Source organism: Oryzihumus sp. JJN4-3R (assembly GCF_057747915.1).
Map to the genome: position 1 here is coordinate 1,314,587 of NZ_CM173229.1, position 23,456 is coordinate 1,338,042.

20 protein-coding genes are annotated in these 23,456 nt (G+C 71.6%); 3 read left to right on the forward strand and 17 right to left on the reverse strand.

Going from position 1 to position 23,456, the window contains the following annotated elements:
* Complete coding sequence (gene gltX / locus AC3ANM_RS05950; protein ID WP_488287222.1) at positions 1 to 1,488, reverse strand: glutamate--tRNA ligase; 1,488 nt, start codon at positions 1,486 to 1,488, stop codon at positions 1 to 3.
* Between the two features lie 42 nt (positions 1,489 to 1,530).
* The gene (locus AC3ANM_RS05955) at positions 1,531 to 2,310 is read right to left on the reverse strand and encodes a fumarylacetoacetate hydrolase family protein (RefSeq protein WP_488287223.1); all 780 of its coding nucleotides are present in this window, start codon (positions 2,308 to 2,310) and stop codon (positions 1,531 to 1,533) included.
* Between the two features lie 34 nt (positions 2,311 to 2,344).
* Between AC3ANM_RS05955 and AC3ANM_RS05960 the strand changes: the two genes are divergently transcribed.
* Positions 2,345 to 3,217 carry a 3-methyladenine DNA glycosylase gene (locus AC3ANM_RS05960; protein WP_488287224.1) on the forward strand — a complete coding sequence of 291 codons (873 nt, stop codon included), beginning with the start codon at positions 2,345 to 2,347 and terminating at the stop codon, positions 3,215 to 3,217.
* A 4-nt stretch (positions 3,218 to 3,221) separates the two neighbouring features.
* Here the strand turns inward: AC3ANM_RS05960 and AC3ANM_RS05965 are convergent, their stop codons facing one another.
* Positions 3,222 to 3,656 carry a VOC family protein gene (locus AC3ANM_RS05965; protein ID WP_488287225.1) on the reverse strand — a complete coding sequence of 145 codons (435 nt, stop codon included), beginning with the start codon at positions 3,654 to 3,656 and terminating at the stop codon, positions 3,222 to 3,224.
* Positions 3,657 to 3,764: 108 nt separating this feature from the next.
* Here AC3ANM_RS05965 and AC3ANM_RS05970 point away from each other — a divergent pair, with 108 nt between their 5' ends.
* The gene (locus AC3ANM_RS05970; RefSeq protein WP_488287226.1) at positions 3,765 to 4,712 is read left to right on the forward strand and encodes a hypothetical protein; all 948 of its coding nucleotides are present in this window, start codon (positions 3,765 to 3,767) and stop codon (positions 4,710 to 4,712) included.
* 446 nt (positions 4,713 to 5,158) lie between these two features.
* Here the strand turns inward: AC3ANM_RS05970 and AC3ANM_RS05975 are convergent, their stop codons facing one another.
* Positions 5,159 to 5,431, reverse strand: coding sequence for a PspC domain-containing protein (locus tag AC3ANM_RS05975; protein ID WP_488287227.1), 273 nt, complete (start codon positions 5,429 to 5,431; stop codon positions 5,159 to 5,161).
* Between the two features lie 226 nt (positions 5,432 to 5,657).
* Here AC3ANM_RS05975 and AC3ANM_RS05980 point away from each other — a divergent pair, with 226 nt between their 5' ends.
* Positions 5,658 to 6,701, forward strand: coding sequence for a S8 family serine peptidase (locus AC3ANM_RS05980; RefSeq protein ID WP_488287228.1), 1,044 nt, complete (start codon positions 5,658 to 5,660; stop codon positions 6,699 to 6,701).
* 15 nt (positions 6,702 to 6,716) lie between these two features.
* Here the strand turns inward: AC3ANM_RS05980 and cimA are convergent, their stop codons facing one another.
* The 13 genes from cimA to ilvC all read right to left on the reverse strand — a co-directional run bounded on the left by cimA (position 6,717) and on the right by ilvC (position 23,385).
* A complete protein-coding gene (gene cimA, locus AC3ANM_RS05985) occupies positions 6,717 to 8,297 on the reverse strand; it encodes a citramalate synthase (protein WP_488287229.1) in 1,581 nt (526 codons plus the stop codon).
* A 429-nt stretch (positions 8,298 to 8,726) separates the two neighbouring features.
* Complete coding sequence (locus AC3ANM_RS05990; protein WP_488287230.1) at positions 8,727 to 9,473, reverse strand: gamma-glutamyl-gamma-aminobutyrate hydrolase family protein; 747 nt, start codon at positions 9,471 to 9,473, stop codon at positions 8,727 to 8,729.
* 9 nt (positions 9,474 to 9,482) lie between these two features.
* Entirely contained in the window at positions 9,483 to 10,250 is a 768-nt protein-coding gene (locus AC3ANM_RS05995; protein ID WP_488287231.1) for a 3-oxoacyl-ACP reductase, read from the reverse strand.
* 31 nt (positions 10,251 to 10,281) lie between these two features.
* Positions 10,282 to 11,673, reverse strand: a complete 1,392-nt coding sequence (locus tag AC3ANM_RS06000; protein ID WP_488287232.1) for an aldehyde dehydrogenase family protein — start codon at positions 11,671 to 11,673, stop codon at positions 10,282 to 10,284.
* A 6-nt stretch (positions 11,674 to 11,679) separates the two neighbouring features.
* On the reverse strand, positions 11,680 to 13,047 hold the full coding sequence (locus tag AC3ANM_RS06005) for a glutamine synthetase family protein (RefSeq protein ID WP_488287233.1): 1,368 nt from the start codon (positions 13,045 to 13,047) through the stop codon (positions 11,680 to 11,682).
* A gap of 43 nt (positions 13,048 to 13,090) precedes the next feature.
* Positions 13,091 to 13,825: a FadR/GntR family transcriptional regulator gene (locus tag AC3ANM_RS06010; protein ID WP_488287917.1), complete on the reverse strand. Its 735-nt coding sequence runs from the start codon at positions 13,823 to 13,825 to the stop codon at positions 13,091 to 13,093.
* Positions 13,826 to 13,830: 5 nt separating this feature from the next.
* A complete protein-coding gene (locus tag AC3ANM_RS06015) occupies positions 13,831 to 15,363 on the reverse strand; it encodes an amino acid permease (protein WP_488287234.1) in 1,533 nt (510 codons plus the stop codon).
* Between the two features lie 148 nt (positions 15,364 to 15,511).
* Positions 15,512 to 16,624, reverse strand: coding sequence for a branched-chain amino acid aminotransferase (locus AC3ANM_RS06020; RefSeq protein WP_488287235.1), 1,113 nt, complete (start codon positions 16,622 to 16,624; stop codon positions 15,512 to 15,514).
* 115 nt (positions 16,625 to 16,739) lie between these two features.
* The gene (locus AC3ANM_RS06025; protein WP_488287236.1) at positions 16,740 to 17,819 is read right to left on the reverse strand and encodes a 3-isopropylmalate dehydrogenase; all 1,080 of its coding nucleotides are present in this window, start codon (positions 17,817 to 17,819) and stop codon (positions 16,740 to 16,742) included.
* Positions 17,820 to 18,361: 542 nt separating this feature from the next.
* On the reverse strand, positions 18,362 to 19,951 hold the full coding sequence (serA, locus tag AC3ANM_RS06030; protein ID WP_488287237.1) for a phosphoglycerate dehydrogenase: 1,590 nt from the start codon (positions 19,949 to 19,951) through the stop codon (positions 18,362 to 18,364).
* 224 nt (positions 19,952 to 20,175) lie between these two features.
* The gene (locus tag AC3ANM_RS06035; RefSeq protein ID WP_488287238.1) at positions 20,176 to 20,472 is read right to left on the reverse strand and encodes a hypothetical protein; all 297 of its coding nucleotides are present in this window, start codon (positions 20,470 to 20,472) and stop codon (positions 20,176 to 20,178) included.
* A 19-nt stretch (positions 20,473 to 20,491) separates the two neighbouring features.
* Positions 20,492 to 22,183 (reverse strand): sodium:solute symporter family protein, encoded by a 1,692-nt coding sequence (locus AC3ANM_RS06040; RefSeq protein WP_488287239.1) that lies wholly within the window; start codon positions 22,181 to 22,183, stop codon positions 20,492 to 20,494.
* Positions 22,184 to 22,356: 173 nt separating this feature from the next.
* A complete protein-coding gene (gene ilvC / locus AC3ANM_RS06045) occupies positions 22,357 to 23,385 on the reverse strand; it encodes a ketol-acid reductoisomerase (RefSeq protein ID WP_488287240.1) in 1,029 nt (342 codons plus the stop codon).
* Between the last annotated feature and the right edge of the window lie 71 nt (positions 23,386 to 23,456).

Genomic DNA, 23,456 nt, shown 5'->3' on the forward strand with positions numbered 1-23,456 from the left:
TCAGAGCGTGGCGCGCAGGCGGCGCAGGCGCTCCAGCGTGGACTCGCGGCCGAGGATCTCCATCGACTCGAACAGCGGCGGGCTGATCCGCTGGCCGGAGACGGCCGTGCGCAGGGGGCCGAATGCGAACTTGGGCTTGATGCCGAGCCCGTCCACGAGCGCCTCTCGCAGCGCGGCCTCGAGGTCGGCGGCCTGCCAGGAGCCCAGCGCCTCCAGCGCCTTCAGCCCGGCGTCGAGCACCGCACCGGCGTCGTCCTTGAGCTGGGCCCGGGCGTCCTCGGCGATCTCGAGCGCGTCGTCGGCGACGTAGAACGGCGCCACGAGGGCGGTGGCCTCGGACAGCAGTGCCATCCGCGTCTGGATCAGCTCGGTCACCGCGTGCAGCGTCGTCATCTGCTCGGGGGTCTGGGACTCCCCCAGCACCCCGGCCTCACGCAGGTGCGGCAGGAGCCGGGCCGCGAGGTCCTCCACGGTCAGCTTGCGGATGTAGACGCCGTTGAGCCACTCGAGCTTCTTGAGGTCGAAGATCGGCCCGACCGGGTTGACCTTGGACCAGGCGAACCGCTCGGAGAAGTCGGCGAAGTCGAAGACCTCGACGTCGTTGCCCTCCTCGTCCTGCACCGGCGGGTAGGCCAGCAGCGCAAGGAAGTTCACCAGCGCCTCGGGCAGGTAGCCCTGCTCCTGGAACCACGTCAGGCGCGCCGCGGGGTTCTTGCGCTTGCTGATCTTGGACTTGTCGGTGTTGCGCAGCAGGGGCATGTGCGCGAACGCCGGGGCCTCCAGGCCCAGCCAGCGGTAGAGCAGGATGTGCTTGGGGGTGGAGCTGATCCACTCCTCACCGCGCACGACGTGGGTGATGCCCATCTCGTGGTCGTCGACGACGACGGCCAGATGGTAGGTCGGGAACCCGTCGGCCTTGAGGATGACCTGGTCGTCCGGGCGCGGGGCACTGACCTGGCCGCGGATGAGGTCGGTGAAGGTCAGCTCGACGTCGTCGGGGATGAGCATCCGCACGACCGGCGTCTCGCTGAAGCCGGGCAGGGCGGCGCGCTGGTCGCGCGTCTTGCCGTGGCAGAGCCGGTCGTAGCCGGTCGGCAGCTTGCGACGCTGCTGCTCGTCGCGCATCTCCTTGAGCCGCTCGGTGGAGCACCAGCAGTGGTAGGCCTTGCCCTCGGCCAGCAACCGGTCGACATACGGCTGGTAGGTCTCCAGCCGCTCGGACTGGCGGTAGGGCGCGAACGGGCCACCCACGTCAGGGCCCTCGTCCCAGGTCAGGCCGAGCCAGCGCAGCGTGTCGAAGACCTGCTGCTCGCTGTCCTCACGGAAGCGTGCCCGGTCGGTGTCCTCGATGCGCAGGACGAACTGGCCCCCCTGCTGGCGGGTGAAGCCGAGGTTGAACAGCGACATGTAGGCCGTGCCGACGTGGGGGTCACCGGTCGGGGACGGCGCGACGCGCGTGCGGACAGGACGGGAAGGGGTCTCACTCATGATGGTCCGATTCCAGGTAGTGGTCGTGCGGGGCCCGGGCGCTCAGCCGCGGCGGACGAAGGGGTTGGACAGGGTGCCGATGCCCTCGATCTCGACCTCGACGCGCTGCCCCGGCTCGACCGGGCCGACCCCGGCCGGGGTGCCGGTGAGGATGACGTCGCCGGGCAGCAGGGTGAACGCCTGCGAGGCGTAGGACACCAGCGTCGCCACGTCGTGGAGCATGTCGGCCGTCGTGCCGTCCTGGACGACCTCGCCGTCGCGGCGGGTCACCAGCGACAGGTCGGCGGTGTCGAGCTCGGTCTCGATCCACGGACCGAGCGGGCAGAACGTGTCGAAGCCCTTGGCCCGGGCCCACTGGCCGTCGGACTTCTGCAGGTCGCGGGCGGTCACGTCGTTGGCGCAGGTGTAGCCGTAGACGACGTCCTTGACCTGGTCGGGCGCGATGTCCTTGCAGATCCGGCCGATCACGACGGCGAGCTCGCCCTCGTAGTGGACGTTGCTGCTCTGGCGCGGCATGACCACGGGGTCGCCGGGGCCGACGACGGCGGTGTTGGGGATGAGGAACATCAGCGGCTCGGCCGGTGCCTCGCTGCCCATCTCGGCGGCGTGGTCGGCGTAGTTCTTACCGATCCCGATCACCTTGCTGCGCGGGATGATCGGCGCGAGCAGGCGCACGTCCTCGAGCGCGGCGCGGTTGCCGGTGTAGACCACCGCCTGGTACATCGGGTCGCCCTGGATCTCCAGCACGACCTCCTCACGGGGGTCGCCCTGGACGATGCCGTAGGTCGGGTCCTCACCTGTCGTGTATCTCGCGATGCGCACGTCCCGAGGCTACCGGTGGCGCCACGTACCCTTGATGCCCGTGGTCAGGCAGTGGATGGAGCAGGACGCGTGGCTCCGGGTGGAGGCCGCGCACGGGTCCCGGGTGGACGCGGCGACGGCGGCGCACCTGCAGCGGCGCCACGACGGGCGCAAGCACCCGGTCCACGACTTCCTGTTCACCTACTACTCCCACCGCCCCGCCCAGCTGCGCCGGTGGCACCCGGGCGCCGGGGTCGCGCTGGCCGGCGCGGCAGAGCGCGCGGACTGGAAGCACTACCGGTATGACGGCCGCGCGGCGTCCGTGGACCTGCCCGCCTTCCTGGCGGCCCGGGGTGACACGGTGCGGTTCGTCCGCGACCTGCTCGCCGCGACGGCCGCGCGCCCGGCCCACCTGGGCTGCTTCGGGCTGCACGAGTGGGCGATGGTCTACCGGCTCACCCCCGAGCAGGTCCGGCACAGCGACTGGCCGCTGCGGCTGGGGGCCGCCGGCACCGACGCGGTGGTCGAGGGCCACCCGGTGCGCTGCTCGCACTTCGACGCCTACCGCTTCTTCACTCCCCCGGCCCGGCCGATGAACGCGGTGGCGCCCACCCGCGATACCCAGTCGTTGCTGGAGCAGCCGGGCTGCCTGCACGCCAACATGGACCTCTACAAGTGGGCGTACAAGCTGACCCCGCTCGCCCCCAGCGACCTGGTCATGGACTGCTTCGAGCTCGCGCGTGAGGTGCGCGAGCTCGACATGCGCGCGGCGCCCTACGACCTGGCGGAGCTGGGCTACGAGCCGGTGCGCATCGAGACGCCCGCGGGCAAGCAGGAGTACGTCGCCGCGCAGCGCGCCTTCTCCGCCCGCGCTCAGGTACTGCGCCAGCGCCTGGTCGAGGTCTGCGACGCGGCGCTGGCCGCTTGAGCGGCTAGTCCTCGACGGTGGCGCTGGTGTCGGCGTCGCTTCCGCCCTCGCTCTCGCTCTCGTCGAGGTAGAGGCAGAAGGGGTGACCGGCGGGGTCGAGCATGACCCGCACGGTCTCCTGCGGCTGGAAGGCCGCCTCCTGCGCGCCGACGCCGACCGCGTGGGCGACCGCCTGGTCGAGGTCGTCGACCTCGAGGTCGAGGTGCATCGACATCTGCGGCTGCCCCTCGGCGGCCGGCCACACCGGACGCACGTAGTGCGGCTCGGTCTGGAACGCGAGGTTGTAGCCGGCGTCCTTCGAGGGCGCGAGGGTGGCCCACTCCTCGCTGTCGGTGAAGACCTGCCAGCCGAGCAGCCGCTCGTAGAAGTGCGCCAGCTCCGAGGCGTTCGGGGCGTCGAGCACCACGCCGAACCAGGTCTTGCTCGTCCGTAGGGCCATGACCCCACGCTGCCACCCCACGGCGTCACGCTCCACCGGAGACGCCGGCCACCGAGCCCCGGAGTGGTGACGGAGGCGGCCGGAAGGCGCAGAACCTACGGTGGGGTCATGGACGCCGCGACGTTCCCCCAGCTGACCGCACGTGACCTCGAGGGCCGGGAGGTCGCCCTGCCCGGCGGCCTGCCCACGGAGCTGACGGTGGTGCTCGTGGCGTTCCACCGCTCGCACCAGCGGCTCGTCGACTCCTGGGTCCCCCGGCTCGAGGAGCTCACGCGACGCTTCCCGAGGTTGGGGCTCGTCGAGCTGCCGGTGATCGGCCTGCAGTGGGCGCCCGGTCGCGGCGCCATCGACGGGGGCATGGCCGCAGCGATCCCGGACCCTCGGGTGCGGCAGCGGACCCTGACCGTCTACACCGACGTGCGCCGGGTGACCGCAGCGCTCGGCATCGAGGACCGCGACACGATCACGGTGTGCCTGGTCGACCGGTCCGGGCGGGTGTGGTGGAAGGGCGCCGGCGGTTTCGAGGCGGCTAGCGCGGACGCCCTGGAGCGGGTGCTGGCGACGGTCGCCGAGGACCTCGGCGGGCCTGGCGGCACCGGTGTGCCTGCCGAGGCTGGGGCTCCCGGCGCGATGGGGGCGACCGTTCCACTGGAGGGCGTGGAGCAGTTCGGGTTCGACTTCGACCCGCGGTTCCGGCTGGTGCTGGCGGCCGTCGGCGCCACCCCGACGACCTCGCACGTCACCGTCGGCCCGGACCACCTCCTCGCCTGCCTGGGCCCGTGGTCGGTCCGGGTCGACCCGCGGGACGTCCAGGACGTCAGTGTCACCGGCCCCTACCGCTGGTATCGCGGGATCGGGATCCGCCTGTCCCTCACCGACCGCGGGCTGACGTTCGGCACGACCTACGCGCACGGGGTCTGCCTGACCTTCCTCGAACCCGTCCGCGGGCCGCTGCCGGGGCTGCGCCACCCGAACCTGACCCTGACCGTGGCGGACCCGGCGGGGCTCGCGGCCGCGGTCCGGCGGCACGCCGGACTGCCGTCAGTCGGCAGCTGACCCCGCTCCCCGGGCAGTCGGCAGAGCACCACGGCGAGCGGCAGCTCGACGACGCCCGCCAGCAGCAGCGCCCCGGCCAGCTCCACCGGGGACGCGGCCGTCATCACGTCGAACCACGCGTCGACCACGAACAACGGGGCCGACAGCAACGCGGACGTGCGCGCCTGCTCCCGCCCGCCCACCAGGAGCACCCCGGTCGCCGTGAGCCCGACGACCTCGAGCAGGTCCAGGCCGACCCAGGTCAGGGGCCAGTTGTCGAGGCCGGTCCACGCGGCCGACCAGGCCTGCCTCGGGCCGGCTGCTGGCAAGGCGGCGCCGATCCAGCAGGTCCAGACCAGCAACAGCGCGCCGGCCAGGAGGAGGAACCACCCCGCCCGCCTGTTGGACTCACCCGCCCTCTCCGGACGCTGTCGGCGCCATGCCACCCCTGCCATGGCCCGGCGCGGTCAGGCGGCCGGGGCCGGCGGGGTCTGGGAGGGCGGGCTCTGGGGCGGCTGGGTCATGACCGTCTCCTCCGAGGGCATCAGGATCCACAGGATCGGGTAGATCAGGATCTGGCTGCCGGGGATGACCATGAGCAGCAGCACGAAGAGGATGCGCGCGGGCCACGGCGCGATGCCGAAGCGCCGGCCGAGACCGGCGCAGACGCCGCCGAGCACCCGGCCCTCCCGCGGTCGGACCAGACCCTGCTGGGCGAAGCTCTGGTGGATGTCGTTCATGGGTGGAGCACTTCCTTCGGGATGTCCGCCAGGGCCCTTCCCTGACTCTCCAAGACTGCGCCGACGCGCGCCGCCGCGACATGGGGTGCGCCCCTGAACCGACCCCGAAGCCGTCACGGCAGGCTCAGGGTTGGACACCGCGTGGGCAGGACGGCGACCGGGCGGTGGGGTAGACATGCCCCCAACAACTCGCCCAAAAGAGGCGAAACGGACAAGGCAGGTGCCCATGGCTCTCCCCACCGCCACGATCGGCGTCCTGGCGGCGGTGGCCCTCGCCGCCGCCCCCGCCCTCACGGCCCTCGAGGCCGCACCGGCCGCCGCCGAGCCCCGCACCTGGCACCGCCTCCCCGACGACCCCGTGCTGCCCACGCAGTGGAACCTGGGCCTCGACCGGTCCCACCCGTCCGACGCCGCGACGCGCACGACGATCGACGTCGGCGGAGCCTGGCGGGCCACGCACTGCCAGGGGGTGCGCATCGCCGTGCTGGACACCGGCGTGGACCTCGACCACCCCGACCTCGCCGGCAAGCTCGAGCCCGGAGCCACGTTCGTCGACGGCACCAGCAGCGCCGACGACGACCAGGGGCACGGCACCGAGATCGCGGGCGTCATGGCGGCCGCCACCGACAACCACACCGGCATCGCCGGCATCTGCCCTGCCGGGCGCCTCATCCCGGTCAAGGTTGCCGACGCCGGCGGGCACACCGACGACGACCAGGGCGACGTCAAGGTCGCCGCCGGCCTGCGCTGGGCGGTCGACCACGGCGCCGACGTCATCAACATGAGCCTGGGCGTCCTGCCGACGCCCGCCATGCGCGACGCCGTCGACTACGCGCATGCCCACAACGTGCTCGTGGTCGCCGCCGTCGGCAACTCCGGCGACGCCCCCAACCCGTGGCCCGCGCCGGCGAACCTGCCGCACGTCCTCGCCATCGGGGCGACCGACCGCGACGGCAACCGGGCGGCATACTCCTCGACCGGTCCGCACGACCTGGTGATGGCCCCCGGCGACGGTGTCCCGACGACGGCCAGGGGCGGCGGTTACGGCCAGGGCGGCTACACCTCGATCGCCTCGCCGCAGGTCGCCGGCGTCGCCGCGCTCGTGCGCGCGGTCCGCCCGGACCTGACCGCCGACGAGGTCCGCGCCGTCCTCGAGCGCAGCGCCACGCCCCTGCCGGGGCAGCCGCGGTGGTCGCCGACGAGTGGCTACGGCCTGGTCGACGCCACGGCCGCCGTCGCCCTGGCGCGCCGTATGCCGCGCCGCGGCTGAGGCGCGCCCCTCACCTCAGCGGACGGGGATGCCTTGCCGCATGAGGCCGTAGGTCACCCCGTCGACCAGCGCGATCCAGCTCGCCTCGACGATGTTCGGCGCCACCCCGACGGTCTCCCACGAGGTGGCGCCGTCGGAGGTCTCGATGAGCACGCGGGTCACGGCGTCGGTGCCGTGCGCGGCGTCGAGGATGCGCACCCGGAAGTCGATGAGCTCCAGCTTGTCCAGCTCGGGGTAGGCGCTGGACAGGGCCTGGCGCAGGGCGTGGTCGAGGGCGTTGACCGGGCCGTTGCCCTCGCCGGTGGCGACGACGCGGCTGCCACCGGCGAACAGCTTGACCGTCGCCTCCGAGAACGCCTCGCCGGCGCCGCGGGAGTCGGTGATGACCCGCCAGGACTCGACGTCGAAGTAGCTCAGGCGCTCCCCCTCGACCTCGCCGCGCAGCAGCAGCTCGAAGGAGGCGTCGGCCGCGTCGAAGGTGTAGCCGCGCAGCTCGAGGTCCTTGACCTTCTCCACGACCCGGCTGAGCAGCTCGTCCTCGCCGGCGAGGTCGTAACCGAGCTCGCGGCCCTTGAGCTCGATGCTGGCGCGTCCGGCCATGTCGGACACCAGCATCCGCATGTCGTTGCCCACGGCCTGCGGGTCGGTGTGCTGGTAGAGATCGGCGTCGATGCGGATGGCGCTGGCGTGCAGCCCGGCCTTGTGCGCGAAGGCGCTGGCACCGACATACGGCTGACGGCTGTAGGGCGGCACGTTGGTGACCTCGCTGATCGCGTGGGCGATCCGCGTAGCCTCGCGCAGCCGAGTCTCGGGGATGAGGGGCTGACCGAGCTTGAGCTGCAGGTTGCTGACGACGGTGAGCAGGTCGGCGTTGCCGGTGCGCTCGCCGTAGCCGTTGATCGTGCCCTGCACGTGCGTCGCCCCGGCGGCCACGGCGGCCAGGGAGTTGGCGACCGCGCACCCGGTGTCGTTGTGGCAGTGGATGCCCAGGCGCGCCTGCGTGCCGGCGAGGGTGTCGGCAACGACGTCCCCGACCTGCGGGGGCAGCATGCCGCCGTTGGTGTCGCACAGGGCGACCACCTCGGCGCCGGCCTCGGCCGCCGTCCGGATCACCTCGAGGGCGTAGGCGCGGTCGGCGAGGTAGCCGTCGAAGAAGTGCTCCGCGTCGAGGAAGACGCGCCGGCCCTCGCCGTGCAGGAACGCGACGGTGTCGCGCACCATCGCGAGGTTCTCCTCCAGCGTGGTCCGCAGGGCGGTCTCCACGTGGCGGGCGTGGGACTTGGCCACGAGCGTGACGACCGGGGCGCCGGAGTCGAGCAGGGCCCTCACCAGGGGGTCGTCGGCGGCGACCGCGCCCGCCCGCCGCGTGGCACCGAAGGCGGCGAGCGTGGCGTTGCGCAGCGAGAGCTCGCGCCGGGCGAGGGCGAAGAACTCGGTGTCCTTGGGGTTGGCGCCCGGCCAGCCACCCTCGATGAAGCCCACCCCGAGCTCGTCGAGGTGGCGGGCGATGTCCAGCTTGTCGGCGACGGAGAGGTTGAGCCCCTCCTGCTGCGCACCATCGCGCAGCGTGGTGTCGTAGACGTGCAGGTCGGTCATCGTCGGCCCCATCTCGAGTGCTCCGGGGCACCCCTCGGCGCACCGGTCATGCCCGCGTCGCGCCCCTTCAGGGCCCGACGCCCTTGTCCTCCATGGTCGTTCATCCCGGTCAGGTCCACGTCACCGGGGCGGGGTGGTGCCCGGTAACGAAAAAGACCCCCCAGGGTGTGGGAGGTCTGCGCGGCGGGAAGGTGTCCCGTCGCGCTAGCCGAGAATGATCGTGGCGGTGGCCACTGCCGTCCAGGTGTTCATGACAAGGCTCAGGGTGCCACGCACCGTCCGGATCGTGGCACCACGTCTCGCCATCTGGTCGGCGCCGATGCCGGTATGCCGTGTGCCCGCCGCGGTGGCCGGGAGCGCGTGAGGTGGACGTGCACGAGGGCACCCCGGCCCAGCCTCCGGCAGTCCTGGCCTGCGCCGGCCCACCCCTCACGGGCTGCTCCCCGGAACGGTGTGCCGCGCGCGGCACTCCTGCACCAGTGCCTCGAACAGGCGGGGGTCGGTGCCGACCTCCGGGTGCCACTGGACGGCCAGCCGGAACCGGGCCCGGGGGTCCTCCATCGCCTCCAGCGTCCCGTCGTCGGACCAGGCAGCCGGCACGTAGCCGGGGTGCTCCAGCACCGACTGGTGGTGGTAGGTCGGCACGTCCAGCGCCGGCCCCACGATCCCGGCCACCCGGGTCCCGGGCACGGTGGTCACCGGGTGCGAGCCGTAGACCCCGGGCGCCGGCGAGTGCTCGTCGTGGCCGACCCGGTCGGGCACGTGCTGCTCGAGGTGGCCGCCGGCCGCCACCGCCATGACCTGCATGCCGCGGCAGATGCCCAGCACCGCGAAGTCCTGCTCCGCCGAGGCGCGCGCGAGCGCCAGCTCGAGCGCGTCACGGTCAGGCCGTCCCGGCTGCACGCTGGGGTGCGGCTGCGCGGCATACCGATCGGGTTCGACATCGGCGCCCCCGGCGAGGACCAGCCCGTCGAGACGGGCGAGCACCTCCCGGGCGAGCGCGTCGTCGGCGTCGAGGCGGGGAGGGACCAGCAGCGCGATCCCGCCCGCCTCCTCGACCTTGGTGACGTAGTCCTGGGGCAGCAGCGCGCTCGGCACCTCGGTCCAGTCCCCCCGGGAGGCGGGTTCGACGTAGGCCGTGATGCCGATGACCGGCCGCCAGGCCGCACTGCCCATGCGCGCCCCTCAGACCGGGGTGACGTAGGCGCCGGAGATGCCGCCGTCGACCAGGAAGGAGCTCGCGGTGATGAAGCTCGACTCGTCGCTGGCGAGGAAGAGCACCGCGTTGGCGATCTCCTCCGGTTCGGCGAACCGGCCTGTGGGGATGTGCACGAGGCGCCGCGCGGCCCGCTCGGGGTCCTTGGCGAACAGCTCCTGCAGCAGCGGGGTGTTCACCGGTCCGGGGCAGAGGGCGTTGACCCGCACGCCCTCGCGGGCGAACTGCACGCCGAGCTCGCGCGACATCGACAGCACGCCGCCCTTGCTGGCTGTGTAGGAGATCTGCGACGTGGCCGCGCCCATGACCGCCACGAACGAGGCGGTGTTGATGATCGACCCGCGCTTCTGCTCCAGCATGTAGGGCAGCGCCGCCTTGCAGCACAGGTAGACGCTGGTCAGGTTGACCTCCTGCACCCGGCGCCACGCCTCGAGGTCGGTGGTGAGGATCGAGTCGTCCTCCGGCGGGGAGATGCCGGCGTTGTTGAACGCCACGTCGACGCTGCCCCAGGTGTCCTTCGCCGTCCGGAACAGGGTCTCGACGTCGCCGGCGTCGGTCACGTCGCAGCGCACGAACGTGCCGTCGACCTCGGTGGCCAGTGCGGGGCCGGCGCTCTCGTCGAGGTCGCCGATGACGACCTTGGCACCCTCCCGTGCGAACCGCCGCACCGTTGCCAGGCCGATGCCGCTGCACCCCCCGGTGACGACGGCGACCTTGCCCTCGAGCCTGCCTGTCATGGTCCTGCCTCTCAGAAGTCGTTGGTGCTGCTCAGGATTCGGTGGAGATGAAGACGTTCTTGACCTCAGTGAACGCGTCGAGCGCGTCCGGGCCCAGCTCGCGGCCCAGGCCGGAGGCCTTGAAGCCGCCGAACGGCGTGGAGTAGCGCACGCTGCTGTGCGAGTTGACCGAGAGGTTGCCGGCCTCGACCGCGCGCGCCACCCGCAGGGCCCGGCCGACGTCGCGGGTCCAGATGGACCCGGACAGCCCGTATGCCGTGTCGTTGGCCTTCGCGACCGCGTCCGCCTCGTCCTCGAACGGCATGACGGCGACGACGGGCCCGAAGACCTCCTCCTGCCAGACCGCGTCCTGCGTCGAGCGCGGCAGGACGACGGTGGCGGGGTACCAGAACCCCTCCCCCGTGGGCGCCTCACCGCGGAAGGCGACCTCGACCGGCTCGGCTGAGCCCTCGACGTAGGAGCGGACCCGCTCCCGCTGGCCGGCGCTGACCAGCGGGCCCATCTGCGTGCTGTCCCGGCTCGGGTCGGCGACGACGACACCGCGCACGGCGGGCTCGAAGAGCTCCATGAACCGCTCGTAGACGCTGCGCTGCACCAGGATCCGGCTGCGCGCGCAGCAGTCCTGGCCGGCGTTGTCGAAGACGGCCATGGGGGCGGCGGCGGCCGCCTGCTCGAGGTCGGCGTCCGCGAAGACGATGTTGGCGCTCTTGCCGCCGAGCTCCAGCGTGACCCGCTTGACCTGGTCGGCGGCCCCGCGCATGATCCGCTGGCCGACCGCGGTGGACCCGGTGAAGCAGACCTTGCGCACCGCCGGGTGGGTCACGAAGCGCTCCCCCACGACCGACCCCTTGCCGGGGATGACGGTGAGCACCCCCTCGTGCAGCCCCGCCTCGAGGGCCAGCTCCCCCAGACGCATCGCGGTCATCGGGGTGAGCTCGGCCGGCTTGAGCACCACCGTGTTGCCGGCCGCGAGCGCCGGCGCCAGCCCCCAGCCGGCGATGGGCATTGGGAAGTTCCAGGGGACGATGATGCCCACGGTGCCCAGCGGCTCCTTGAACGTCACGTCCAGGCCACCCGCCACGGGGATCTGCCGGCCGAAGAGCCGCTCCGGCGCGGCGGAGTAGTAGGCCAGCACGTCACGCACGTTGCCCGCCTCCCAGCGGGCGTTGCCGATGGTGTGGCCGGCGTTGAGGACCTCGAGCTGCGCGAGCTCCTCGAGGTGGCTGTCGACCACCTCGGCGAACCGGCGCAGCAGGCGCGCCCGGTCGGCGGGAGCCACCGACCGCCACGCGGGCCCGGCGGCCTCGGCCCGGGCGATGGCGGCGTCGGCCTGCTCCGGGCCGGCGAGCTCGATGGTGGTCACCCGCTCGCCCGTCGCGGGGTTGATGACGTCGTGGCGCTCGTCCACGGTGCTGTTGCTCATCGGTGCTCAGAGCCTCTCGAATCCTCGGACACGTTCCCAGTCGGTGACGGCGGCGTTGAACGTCGCGAGCTCGACGTCGGCGGCGTGGACGTAGTGCTCGACCACGTCCTCGCCGAACGCCGCACGGGCGACCTCGGAGGCCGCGAACAGGTCCCGCGCCTCGGCCAGCGTGGTCGGGACCCGGTCCTTGTCCGAGGTGTAGGCGTTGCCCTCGCACGGCGGCTCGAGCCAGATCTTCTCCCGCACGCCGTGCAGCCCTCCGGCGAGCATCGCGGCCACCGCCATGTACGGGTTGACGTCCCCGCCGGGCACCCGGTTCTCCACGCGCAGCCCGGCACCGTGGCCGACCACCCGCAGGGCGCAGGTCCGGTTGTCCCGCCCCCACGCGACGGCCGTCGGCGCGAACGACCCCGGCTGGAACCGCTTGTAGGAGTTGATGTTCGGGGCGTACATCAGCGTCATCTCGCGCATCGTCACCTGCAGCCCGGCGACGAAGTGCTCGAACATCTCGCTGTAGCCGTGCGGCCGGTCGTCGTCGGCGAAGACGATCGAGCCGTCCTCCCCGCGCAGCGACAGGTGGATGTGGCAGGAGTTGCCCTCACGCTCGTCGTACTTGGCCATGAAGGTCAGCGACTGCCCGTGCGCGCCGGCGATCTCCTTGGCGGCGGTCTTGTAGACGGTGTGGTTGTCGCAGGTGCGCACCACGTCGTCGTAGAGGAACGCGATCTCGTGCTGGCCGAGGTTGCACTCGCCCTTGGCGCTCTCGACGGTGACGCCCGCGGCATACATCTCGTTGCGGATCTCGCGCAGCAACGGCTCGACCTTGGTGCCGCCGAGGATGGAGTAGTCGACGTTGTAGCGGTTGGCCCCGGTCAGCCCCTGGTAGCGGCGGTCCCAGGCCTGCTCGTAGGTGTCCTCGAAGACGATGAACTCCAGCTCGGTGCCGGCCAGCGCCACGCAGCCGAGCTCCGCCGCGGCGGCGACCTGCGCCTTGAGCACGCTGCGCGGCGACTGCCGCACCGGGCCGCTCCCGTCGAGCCACGACAGGTCGCACTGGACCGTGGCCGAGTGCGGCTGGCCCGGGGTGCGCCGCAGCGTGGCCAGGTCGAGGTCGAACATCATGTCGCCGTAGCCGCGCTCCCAGGAGCTGATGGCGTAGCCGCCGACGGTGTTCATGTCGACGTCGACGGCGAGCATGTAGTTGCATCCCTCGGTGCCGTGCCCGAGCACCCGGTCGAGGAAGAACCGGCCGTGGATCCGCTTGCCCTGCAGGCGTCCCTGCATGTCGGTGAACGCCGTGATCACGGTGTCGATGGCGCCGGACTCGATCTCGGCGCGCAGCTGGTCCACGGTCAGGGCGGGTGGTGCCGTCATGCTCTCTCCTCGTCGGTGGTGCCGGGGACGGGCGGTCGGGAGGTCATCCGATCAGGCCCCGCAACAGGGCCGAGGTGGCGTCGCAGTGCTCCTCCATGTGGGCGCGGGCGGCCTCGGGGTCGCCCCCGAGGACGGCGGCGACGACCGCCTCGTGCTGCTGCGTGGAGTGGGCGATGTTGCGCGGCAGCACCGGTATCGCGCTCAGCAGCTCGTGCAGCGCGGCCTGCGCCCGCGTCACGGACTCCACGAGCATCGGCGACCCGGACAGGGCGGCGACGGCCAGGTGGAAGCGGGAGTCCGCGACCCGGTGGGCCGCGCTGTCCGGCGCCTCGCGCACCGCCCGGGCCGCCTCCAGCAGCCAGGCGCGCTGGTCCGCCGACAGGGGTCGCGACGCCGCCAGGTAGGCGGCGCCGGGCTCGACCACCCGGCGGAAGCTCAGCGCGTCGACGAGGTCGGCACCATGGCGGACCGACTGGTCGGCGGCATCGGGCATCGGCGCGCCCCGGTAGACCACCTTGGTGCCGCCGCCGCGCCCGCGGGTGGTCTCGACCATCCCCGAGTCGCGCAGCGCGGCGATGGCCTCCCGCAGGGTCACCCGGCTGACGCCCAGCCGCTCGGCCAGCTCGCGCTCGGGTGGGAGCAGCTCGCCGCGGGCGAACACCCCGAGCCGGATCGCCGTCGCCAGCTGCTCGACGGTGGACTCGAAGGCGTTGCCCGGCGCCGGCCGCAGCACCGCGTCGGGCAGCCGGGTGGCGTCGGAGGGGGCGTCCGCCGGCATCGCCGTCACGGGCCCTCGGTGCCGAAGATCTCCTCCACGGGCTTGGTGTCGTGCCCTGGCGGGACGTCCTTCATGAAGTGGTGACGCCCACCGACGACCCACGTGATCGTGGCGAACAGGAGCACCGCCACCACCGCCACCGGGGCGTAGTTGAACGTGTTGACCGTGATCGGGTTGGCCGGCGGCAGCATGAACAGGATGACGATGAAGGCCACCCACACCACCGACACCCAGCCGACCAGCGGGCTCCACCGGCCGAGGTTCCAGACGCCGGGGCGGAAGTCGGGGTTGAGCCGGCGCAGCAGCACCGGGGTCACGTAGGCGATGTAGAGCCCGATGACCGCGATCGAGGTGACCGCCAGGTAGGCCGTCGCGTTGAACAGGGCCGGGCTGGCCAGGATGAGGGAGCAGGCCACGCACAGCCAGATGGAGTTCGTCGGCGTGCCGGTGCGGGGGTTGACCGAGGACCACCAGCGCGAACCGGGCAGCGCGTTGTCGCGCGAGAACGCGTAGGACATGCGCGAGTTGGCGGTCACCGACGCCATGCCGCAGAAGAACTGGGCCACGGCGCAGATGAAGACCAGGAAGATTCCCAGGGAGCGGCCGGCGGCGTCGATGAAGATCTGCGCCGGGGGCAGGCCGATGCTGGTCGTCCGCGCCGCGTCGAAGTTCTGGATCGAGGCGGTGATCGCCACGAGCAGCACCCAGCCGGCGAACAGCGACACCACCACCGAGTTGACGATGCCCTTGGGGGCGTTGACCGAGGCCGAGTGGGTCTCCTCCGCCACGTGGGCCGAGGCGTCGAACCCGGTGAAGGTGTACTGCGCCATCAGCAGGCCGAGGAAGAAGACGTAGACGACGTTGTGCCAGCCGCTGTGGTTCTCGAAGTGGGTGAACGTCCAGGACAGCGACTGGTGGCGGTCCGGCACGAACGCCAGGACGATGACGATCACGGCGACACCGGCCAGGTGCCACCACGCGCTGATGTTGGACAGCACCTTGACCAGGTTGACGCCGAAGGTGTTGAGCAGGCCGTGCAGCAGCAGGATGACCGCGAACGCGATGAAGGTCTTCGTCGCGGTGACGTCCACGCCCCAGGTGAGGTCGAGGAAGGCCATCCACGTGATGGCGGCGCCGTAGTCGATCGCCGCGGTGACGGCGACCTCCCCCAGGAAGTTGAACCACCCGACATACCAGGCCCACATCGGCTTGCGGCGGCGGGCGAGCCGGCCGGCCCAGAAGTAGAGCCCCCCGGCGGTCGGGTAGACCGAGCACACCTCGGCCATCGCCATGGCCACCAGCCAGACGAAGAAGCCGACGAGCGGCCAGCCGAGCGAGATCGCGATCGGGCCGCCGGCGGCCATGGCGATGCCGTAGCTCGTGATGGCGCCGGCGAGGATCGAGATGATCGAGAACGAGACGGCGAAGTTGGAGAAGCCGCTCATCCCGCGGTGGAGCTCCTGCTTGTAGCCGAGCTCGGCCAGCATGGCAGAGTCGGCGTCCTCGACGGGTTGCGGCGTGGGGGGAACAGCGCTCATCGGGCACCTCGAAGGGTCTGACGATGGACCATTACCCACCGAGACGATGGGCTAGATCGATTGAAGACCCCGGGAACACGCCCGTCAATGGTCTGCTAGCAGACCTTTACTTCCCGTTGACGCCAGCCGGGTGACTGCCGCCGGCGCGTCAGACCAGCCGGGTGAGCCACCCGCGGGTGTCCTCGGCGCGGCCGTACTGGATGTCCAGCAGGGCCTGGCGGATCGCGGTCGTGCTCTCGCCCACCTCGCCGTTGTTGATGAGCAGCTCCCCGCCCTCCCAGGCGAGTCGGCCGACCGGGGTGACGACGGCCGCGGTGCCGCAGGCGAAGACCTCGGCGATCTCGCCGCTCGCCACGCCCTCGCGCCACTCCTCGATCGAGATGCGACGCTCCTCCACCGTGTGGCCGAGGTCCTTGGCGATCTCCAGGATCGACGCCCGGGTCACGCCCTCGAGGATCGTGCCGGTCAGCTCGGGGGTGACGATGGTGCCGTCGCGGCGGACGAAGTAGAGGTTCATCCCGCCGAGCTCCTCGACCCAGCGGTGCTCGACCGCGTCGAGGAAGGCGACCTGGTCGCAGCCGTTGGCGCTGGCCTCGACCTGCGCGGCCAGGCTCGCGGCGTAGTTGCCGCCGCACTTGGCCGCACCGGTGCCGCCCGGCGCCGCGCGGGTGTAGTGCGTGGAGAGCCAGATCGAGACCGGCCGCACGCCACCGGCGAAGTAGGGACCGGCCGGCGAGGCGATGACGCAGTAGGTGACCTGCGCGGCCGGGCGCACGCCGAGGAACGCCTCGGAGGCGAACATGAACGGGCGCAGGTAGAGGCTGGCCTCGCCGGCCTCACCGCTGGGCACCCACGCCTGGTCCACCCCGACCAGCGCCTTGAGGCTGGCGATGAAGTCCGCCTCGGGCAGCTCGGGCAGCGCCAGCCGGCGGGCACTGCGGGCGAAGCGCGCCGCGTTGGCCTCCGGGCGGAAGGTCCAGATCGAGCCGTCCGCGTGGCGGTAGGCCTTCATCCCCTCGAAGATCTCCTGCGCGTAGTGCAGGACCGCGGCGGAGGGGTCCAGGGACAACGGCCCGTATGCCGTGACCTTGCCGTCGTGCCACCCCTCACCGGCCGTCCATGTCGCCAGGACCATGTGGTCGGTGAACTTCTTGCCGAAGCCGGGGTTGGCCAGGATCGCCTCACGCTCGGCGTCGGGGAGGACGTCCGCGCGCCTGCTGACCTCGAACGGGAGCGTCGAAGGGGCGGTCGCCTGGGTCATTCGAGGTCCTCCTTGACCGGGGGTGGGGTGGGCTCAGTGCCCTCTCGGCGAAGGCTACCCGGCACGGCGGCCTCCGCCGAGGCGGGAGGTCCTCAGCCGGTGCGTACGGAGCCGCTCAGCCCAGGCGCGCGGCGATGGCGTCGCCGACGGCGGAGGTGGACCGGGCCGCGGTCCCCCGCTCGGCCAGGTCGGCGGCCACGGCGGCCTCGACTCGGGCGGCGTCCTCGCTGCGGCCGAGGTGCTCCAGCAGCATGCCCACCGACAGGATCGTGGCGGTCGGGTCGGCCTTGCCCTGGCCGGCGATGTCCGGGGCGGACCCGTGCACCGGCTCGAACATGCTCGGCGCGGTGCGCTCCGGGTTGATGTTGCCGCTGGCCGCCAGACCGATGCCACCGGCGATGGCCGCGGCGATGTCGGTGATGATGTCGCCGAAGAGGTTGTCGGTGACGATGACGTCGAAGCGCCCCGGGTCCGTCGCGAGGAAGATCGTGGCCGCGTCGACGTGCTGGTACGCCGTCTCCACCTCGGGGAACTCGGCACCGACCTCCTCGACCGTGCGCCGCCACAGGTGACCGGCGTAGGTGAGGACGTTGTGCTTGTGCACCAGCGTCAGGTGCTTGCGCGGCCGGCCCTGGGCGCGTCGGAACGCGTCGCGCACGACACGCTCCACGCCGTACCGGGTGTTGACGCTGACCTCGGTGGCGACCTCGGCGGGGGTGCCGACCCGCAGCGCTCCCCCGTTGCCGACATAGGGACCCTCCGTGCCCTCGCGCACGACGACGAAGTCGATGCCGCCGGGCGCCACCCGCTCCACGGCCAGCGGGCTGGTCACCCCGGGGTAGAGCCGGGCCGGGCGCAGGTTGACGTAGTGGTCGAGGGCGAAGCGCAGCTTGAGCAGCAGGCCGCGCTCGAGCACGCCGCTGGGGACCCCGGGGTCGCCGACGGCGCCGAGCAGGATCGCGTCGTGGCCGCGGATCTCCTCCAGCACCGAGTCCGGCAGCGTCTCGCCCGTGGCGTGCCAGCGGCGGGCGCCGAGGTCGTACTCGGTGGTGCTGACCTTGGGCCCCTCCCCTGCGGTGACGGCGGAGAGGACCTTCAGGCCCTCGGCCACCACCTCCGGGCCGATCCCGTCGCCGCCGATGACGGCGATGTCGAGGGTGTCGGTCCCCTGCCCGGTGCTCTGCGCGTCAGCCATGCTCCCCAGCCTAGAAGTCGTCTTGCGTAGTGGAATCTTCGTCTCAGATGACGAACGACCCCGCGGGAGGTGCCGCGGGGTCGTGCGTCGGTCGGTCCGTCCGGACCGGCTCACTCGTCGTCGGAGTGGCCCTGGTCGCGCAGGTCCATGGACTCCTGCAGTGCGCGTCGGGTGGCCTCTTCGGCTTCGCTCATGTCGTCACGTCCTTCGCATGATCGTCACAGGTGACAAGGGATGTCTGGGTCTCGCACACGCGCCCCGTGATGACGGGGGGTGGGTCAGCGGCACACGCGGGATCTCCGCGGCGAGTCAGCTGACCTGACGGGACCCGCCGCGGCGGCGAAGGATGAGGACCAGCCGCGTCATGGTGTCGAGATTACGAGGACGTCCAAGTATGTGGAACCCGTTTCCCACGATCTGGGACGGCTGTCCACGTGCCGGTCAGCACGCCCGGAGGGGTCCGGGGCAGACGCGGGCCGGCACGACGAAGGGCCCGACCGTTGTGGTCGGGCCCTTCGGAGGGTGGAGCGGTGGTGCCGGCGTCAGCCGTCGAGGTCGACGACCTTCACGCCGCGGGCGCCGATCTCGGTGCCGATGTCGCTCAGCACGCCCGCCGGGATCGCGCTGTCCACGGTCAGCGCGACGAGCGCGTCGCCGCCCTGGGCCTTGCGCGCGACCTGCATGCCGCCGATGTTGATGTCCGCCTCGCCGAGGACCCGGCCGACCGTGCCGATGATGCCGGGGCGGTCGACGTAGGTGAAGAACGCCATGTGCTCGGAGATCGGCACCTCGAGGTCGAAGCCGTTGACGCCGACCACCTTCTCGACCAGCTTGGGCCCGGTGAGCGTCCCCGCGACGCTGACCTCGGTGCCGTCGGCGAGGGTGCCGCGCAGGGTCGTGATGTTGCGGAAGTCCCCGGCCACGGGGTCGGTCAGCAGACGCACCTCGCAGCCGCGCTCCTGCGCCAGCAGGGGGGCGTTGACGTAGGACACCTGGTCCTCGACGACGTCCTGGAACAGACCCTTGAGCGCCGAGAGCTTCCAGACGCTGACGTCGTGCTCGGTGATCTCGCCCCTGACGTCGACCGTCAGCTGCGAGGGGACGGCGCCGGCGAGGGCGGTGAAGATCCGGCCGAGCTTCTCCACCAGGGCGATGCCGGGGCGCACCTCCTCGGCGATGACACCGCCGGAGACGTTGACCGCGTCGGGGACCAGCTCGCCGCCGAGGGCCTGCCGCACCGACTTCGCGACGGCGACACCGGCCTTCTCCTGGGCCTCCTCGGTCGAGGCGCCCAGGTGCGGGGTGACGACCACTGACTCGAACTCGAACAGCGGCGACTCGGTCGTCGGCTCCTTCGCGAAGACGTCGATGCCGGCGCCGGCGACCCGGCCCTCCTTGAGCGCGACCGCGAGGGCCTGCTCGTCGACGATGCCACCGCGGGCGGCGTTGATGATCCGCACCGAGGGCTTGACCAGCTTGAGCGCGTCCTCGCCGATCAGGCCGAGGGTCTCGGGGGTCTTGGGCAGGTGCACGGTGATGAAGTCGGACTCGCGCAGCAGGTCCTCCAGGGGCAGCAGCTGCACCCCGAGCTGGCCGGCGCGGGCGGCGGAGACGTAGGGGTCGTAGGCGACGACCTTCATCCCGAAGGCCGCGAGCCGCTCGGCGACCAGGACGCCGATCCGGCCGAGGCCGACGACGCCGACGGTCTTGTCGAGCAGCTCCACGCCGGCGTACTTGCTGCGCTTCCACGCCCCACCCTTGAGCGCCTCGTTGGCGGGGGCGATGTTGCGGGCGGTGGCCAGCAGCAGGCCCACGGCCAGCTCGGCGGCGGAGGTGATGTTGGAGGTCGGCGCGTTGACGACCATGACCCCGGCGACCGTGGCCGCCTTGACGTCGACGTTGTCGAGGCCGACCCCGGCGCGCGCGACGACCTTGAGGTTCTTCGCGGCGCCCAGCGCCTCCTCGTCGATCTTGGTCGCGGAGCGGATCAGCACCGCGTCGACGTCGGCGATCGCAGGGAGCAGCTGGGAGCGGTCAGCCCCGTCGCAGTGGCGGATCTCGAAGTCCGGCCCGAGCGCGTCGATCGTGGCGGGCGAGAGCTCTTCGGCAATCAAGACAACGGGTTTGGTCACTGGCCTGTCCTTCACGGGTGGTGGGTTCGGCCGAGCCCCCTGCGGGCTCGCCGGGTCTGAGCGGGAGACCCGCTCGGCACCGCGCTGTGCCCGCTCGCCAGTCTAGACACCGCGAGCCGGGGCCTCCGGCCCCGGCTCGCGATATGGACGTGACCCCCGGTGGCGACCACCCGGCGTACCGACCAGCAGGTATGCCGGGTGCTCGCCCCCGTGCCACGGTCAGGTCAGTGCTGGTCCTGGTCTGCCTCACCGGCGTCGGGGGCGATCCGGGTCGGGGACAGCCGGCGCCACAGCAGGAACAGGGCGCCCAGGACAAACATGACGATGCCCGCCCAGAGGTTGATGTTGGTGCCGGCGGCCTTGGTCTTCTCCGCCTCGCCCGCCATCAGCCCCATGACCAGCACGATCGCGCCGTAGGCGAGGAACAGCCCGCCGAGGACGCTGCGCAGGTCGAACAGCTTGGCCCGGGTCGGGGCCTGGGCCGGGATGTTCGGCTCCTCGGAGTGTGCTCCGGTGCTCATGTCAGACGCTCCTTCAGGCCTAGATGAACGGGATGTAGAGGGCGAAGGACAGCGCCAGCGCCACCAGGCCGAAGACGACCGGCGAGCGGTACCACGCCTCGTCGCCGACCACGGCGCCGGCGCTCATGTCGTGCTTGCCCAGGCCGTAGACCAGGCCCTGCAGCTCGGTGACCGGCTTGGGGCGGCTGAGCAGCGTGACGATGACCGAGACGACGATGTCGGCGACGAACGCCACGATCGCGCCCTTGAAGTTGCCGTCGCTGTCGCTGTTGTAGTGCACCAGCGAGAGCGTCCCGGCGCCCCAGGCTGCTGCCGCGCCGAGCGTGCCGGCGACCAGACCCCAGAAGCCGGCCCAGCCGGTCATCCGCTTCCAGAAGAGGCCGAGGATGAAGGTGGCGAACAGCGGCGCGTTGAAGAAGGAGAACAGCAGCTGCAGGTAGTCCATGATCGAGCCGAACTTCGAGGCGATGAACGCGGTGCCGATGCCGCCGAGGACGCCGATCACGGTGACGATCCGGCCGACGCGCAGGTAGTAGCCGTCGGGGCGGTCCTTCTTCACGTAGTCCTGCCAGATGTCGTACGTGAAGACCGTGTTGAAGCTGGAGATGTTCGCGGCCATGCCGGCCATGAAGGCGGCGAGCAGGCCGGTGACGGCGACGCCGAGCACGCCGGAGGGCAGGTAGCGCTCCATCAGTGCCGGGATGGCGTCGTTGTAGGTCAGGCCCTTGCCCTCGGTGTCGGTTGCGCCGAGGCCGGGGACCATGGCGAGGGCGATGAGGCCGGGGATGACCGTGAAGAACGGGATGACCAGCTTGGGGAACGCGCCGATGATCGGGGTGCGCCGGGCGGCAGACATGTTCTGCGCCGACAGCGCGCGCTGCACCTCGGCGAAGTTGGTGGTCCAGTACCCGAAGCTGAGCACGAAGCCCAGGCCCATCGCGATGACCAGCCAGTTGGAGCCGATCGGGTTGGTGACATGGCCGATCGCCGTGCCCTGCCAGGCGTGCAGGAAGCCCTCACCGGCGTTCTTGTTGCCCTGGATCTTGCCGGTCAGGCCGCCCCAGCCGCCGGCGGCCTTGAGGCCGACGAAGGTCAGCGGGATGAGGCCCGCGAGGATCACGAAGAACTGCAGCACCTCGTTGTAGATGGCCGAGGACAGGCCGCCGAGGGTGATGTAGACGAGGACGAAGATGCCGGCGGCGATGATCGAGAGGTACTTCGGCCAGCCGAGCAGCGCCTCGAGGATCACCGAGAAGGCGAAGAGGTTGACGCCGGCCTGGGCGACCGCCGACAGCGCGAACGTGCCCGCGTTGAACAGGTGGGTCGGCGCGTTGAACCGGCGGCGCAGGTACTCGGGGACGCTGCGGACCTTGGAGCCGTAGTAGAACGGCATCATCACCAGCGCGAGGAAGATCATCGCCGGGACGGCGCCGATCCAGTAGTAGTGCACCGTGGAGATGCCGTACTTGGCGCCGTTGGCGGCCATGCCGAAGATCTCGGTGGCGCCGAGGTTGGCCGAGATGAACGCCAGTCCGGTGATCCACGCGGGCAGGGACCGCCCGGAGAGGAAGAAGTCCTCGCTGTTGTGGATGCTGCGCCGGACGGCGAAGCCGATGAACAGGACCACCGCGAAGTAGGTGATCAGGATCAGGTAGTCCGCGCCTCCCAACGAGAGACGCAGGCCCTGAGCGGGCACGACGGTGTGCAGCATGTGCGGGTTTTCCCCTTCCAGGGCGGCGGGAGAGCGGACCCACGCTAGACCCGAACCGCACATTTCGCCCACCTCGCCCGCACGCGACGAGGGACTGATCACACCTGTGACCAGTCCCTCGCCGGTGTGCCGGGTGGCCGGGTGCCGCTGTCGGCGGCCCCGGCTCAGCCGCCTCAGCGGGCGGCGGTGCCCTCCACGTAGTCGCTGTCGGTCGGCTTGATCCAGCTCATCAGGCCGCGCAGCTCACGCCCGGTCTTCTCGATCGGGTGCTGCTCGCCCTTGGCCCGCAGGGCCGTGAACTCCGGGGAGCCGGCGTCCTGGTCGTCGATGAAGCGCTTGGCGAAGGTGCCGTCCTGGATGTCCTTCAGGACCGCCTGCATGTTCTCCTTCACGTGGGCGTCGATGACCCGCGGCCCGGAGACGTAGTCGCCGTACTCGGCCGTGTCGGACACCGACCAGCGCTGCTTGGCGATGCCGCCCTCGTACATGAGGTCGACGATGAGCTTGAGCTCGTGCAGGCACTCGAAGTAGGCGACCTCGGGCTGGTAGCCGGCCTCGATGAGCGTCTCGAAGCCGTACTGCACCAGCTGCGAGGCGCCACCGCACAGGACCGCCTGCTCACCGAACAGGTCGGTCTCGGTCTCTTCGGTGAAGGTGGTCTTGATGCCGCCGGCACGCAGGCCGCCGATCGCCTTGGCGTAGGACTTCGCCAGGTCCCAGGCCTTGCCCGAGGCGTCCTTCTCCACGGCGACGAGCACCGGCACGCCGCGGCCGTCGACGTACTCGCGGCGGACCAGGTGGCCCGGGCCCTTGGGGGCGACCATGGCCACGTCCACGCCCTCGGGGGCGGTGATGTAGCCGAAGCAGATGTTGAAGCCGTGGCCGAAGAACAGCGCGGCGCCGTCCTTGAGGTGGGGCTCGATCGACTCGGCGTAGACCTTCCGCTGCACCTGGTCGGGGGTGAGGATGACGATGATGTCGGCCTCCTGGACCGCCTCGGCCACGGAGAGGACCCGCAGGCCCTCGGCCTCGGCCTTGGCGCGCGAGCGGCTGCCCTCGGCGAGGCCGACGCGCACGTCGACCCCGGAGTCGCGCAGGTTCAGGGCGTGGGCGTGCCCCTGGCTGCCGTACCCGATGACGGCGACCTTGCGGCCCTGGATCACGGACAGGTCAGCGTCGTCGTCGTAGAACATCTCGGCCACGTCGGCCAGCTCCTTCGGTTGCGTCGAACAGGTTTGCGTCGAACGGTTCTCGTCATGCAGGTGGCGCGGGG